The sequence below is a fragment of the Actinomyces ruminicola genome, from assembly GCF_900103885.1.
Taxonomy (GTDB): domain Bacteria; phylum Actinomycetota; class Actinomycetes; order Actinomycetales; family Actinomycetaceae; genus Actinomyces; species Actinomyces ruminicola.
In genome coordinates this window covers 1-1,834 of sequence record NZ_FNIM01000037.1, presented here as the reverse complement: position 1 = coordinate 1,834, position 1,834 = coordinate 1, and the positions used below count along the sequence as shown (strand labels likewise).

The window sequence follows — 1,834 nt, the reverse complement described above, 5'->3', positions numbered from 1 at the left end:
ATGGGAGCCCACGCTGGTCCGCTCCGGCGAAGGAGGCGAGAGCCCCCGGGAGATGGGAACCCCGGGCCGGCTCCCCTCAACGCCACAGGCCGGTGGGGCCGGGACAGACAACCCGACCCCACCGGCCAAAACACATTTCAGCAGCCCTCACTCGACAGCGAGAAGGTACTTTCGGCTGCGACTCGTCGGCGGCAGCGCCGGGCTCATGTCCCGGACCGTCCTTGTACCGTCACACCGTGCTCCGCTCCACCAACTCCATTTCCATGACCACTGTTTGAGGCGCCTCGCCCTCGATCATCGCCAGCGCCAGCTCGGCCGCGCGCTCCCCCTCCTCACGCAGCGGCTGATGCACCGTGGTGATTCCCGGTTCGTACTGCGCGGCCAGAGGGTGATCGTCGAACCCGATCACCGAGATCTCACCGGGAACATCTCTGCCCGCATCGCGCAGCGCCTCAATGACGCCGACGGCTATGCGGTCCGAACCGGCCAGCACCGCATCGAATTCAATACCGGAGGCCAGTAGGCCGCGCATGGCACGGTGTCCGCCGAGCTGATCCCAGCCGGTGTGTACGATCCGATCCTCGCTCAGGCGTTCGCCGAGCACACGCCGATAGCCCCTGATGCGGTCGGCGGAGGCGGGGTTGTCCGCCGGCCCCATGATGCACACGACCTCGGTCCGACCCGCCCCCACGAGAGCCTGCGCGGCCAGAGCGGCGCCGTCGACGTCGTCGGAGTAGACGGTGGAGAAGATCCCCCGGTATGGGTCGCCCTCCAACTGGCCGCACAGCACCACGGGCACGGGCAGATCGACCAGCCGGTCAAGCAGCTCGCCGCCCTCGTAGGGGGTGATGACGACGACGGCATCCACCGCACCCCGCCCGATGTGCTCCAGCACACGCTCGCGCTCCGCGGGCGTGGCCGCCTCCAGGATCATCGGCAGATTCGGCCCGTCCGCGAGTCGCGAGACGATCCCCTCGCACAGGCGCGCGTAGGTGGGGTCGGTGAACAGCTCGGCGAAGGGATCGGTGAACAGCAGGGCGATCGCCTCGGAGCGCCCCACAGCCAGCGCCCGCCCCCGCCGGTTGACGACGAATCCCGTCTGCTCCACGGCGCGCATGACGCGCTCGCGCGTGGCCGGCTTGCACTTGGGGGAACCGTTGAGCGCACGGGAGACCGTCGACGGCGCCACGCCCGCGGCGCGGGCGACGTCGGCGATGGTCACGCGCCTGCCCGGAGATGTCACGGGCCCATCCTGCTAGAACATCTCGATTCTTGCATCCCACTTGCATCGACGGGCGGGGCGCCCTAGATTGTGGAACCGCTTCCACAAGAGCGTGGAAGCGGTTCCACAAATCAAGGAGCACGTCAATGGCGCATGCGAACGACTGGGAGAACCCGGGTCTGCCCCACCGGCACCGCCTGCCGGCACGGGCCTACTTCTTCGGATACGACTCCCCCGAGGCGGCCGCCACCCGGGACCGGGCGCGTTCCCGGGGATTCACGGACCTGAGCGGTCTGTGGTTCTTCCGCCTGTTCGACTCCCCCCGCCGGGTGCACGCCGAGCACCTGGCCTTACCCCACCCCGAATGGGGGCGGGTTTGGGACTCGCATGGTTCCGTCCTTCGGGTTTGACGCGGGTTTGTGGGGAGTATTCGTTGGAAGCGTGCGGGTTTAGTTTGAGGCTGTTCCTCATTGAGTCCCATTGAGTCCCACCGAGTCTGCTAGAGTTATTCCACGTAGGTGCCACGCGGTGCGTGGAACAGTTTGGAGGCAGGCATGAGGAAGCGGCGTTCGTTCGGGAACATCAGTCGGTTGCCGTCGGGCAACTACAGGG

At 67.6% G+C, this 1,834-nt stretch carries 2 protein-coding genes; one reads left to right on the top strand and one right to left on the bottom strand.

Translation table 11 applies throughout. The annotated features are described in order from the left end of the window. Positions 1–229 precede the first annotated feature (229 nt). Positions 230–1,243 carry a LacI family DNA-binding transcriptional regulator gene (locus BLR49_RS12900; RefSeq protein ID WP_086616058.1) on the bottom strand — a complete coding sequence of 338 codons (1,014 nt, stop codon included), beginning with the start codon at positions 1,241–1,243 and terminating at the stop codon, positions 230–232. A 125-nt stretch (positions 1,244–1,368) separates the two neighbouring features. Here BLR49_RS12900 and BLR49_RS12895 point away from each other — a divergent pair, with 125 nt between their 5' ends. Then, on the top strand, positions 1,369–1,632 hold the full coding sequence (locus BLR49_RS12895; RefSeq protein ID WP_092538253.1) for a hypothetical protein: 264 nt from the start codon (positions 1,369–1,371) through the stop codon (positions 1,630–1,632). Positions 1,633–1,834: the final 202 nt, after the last annotated feature.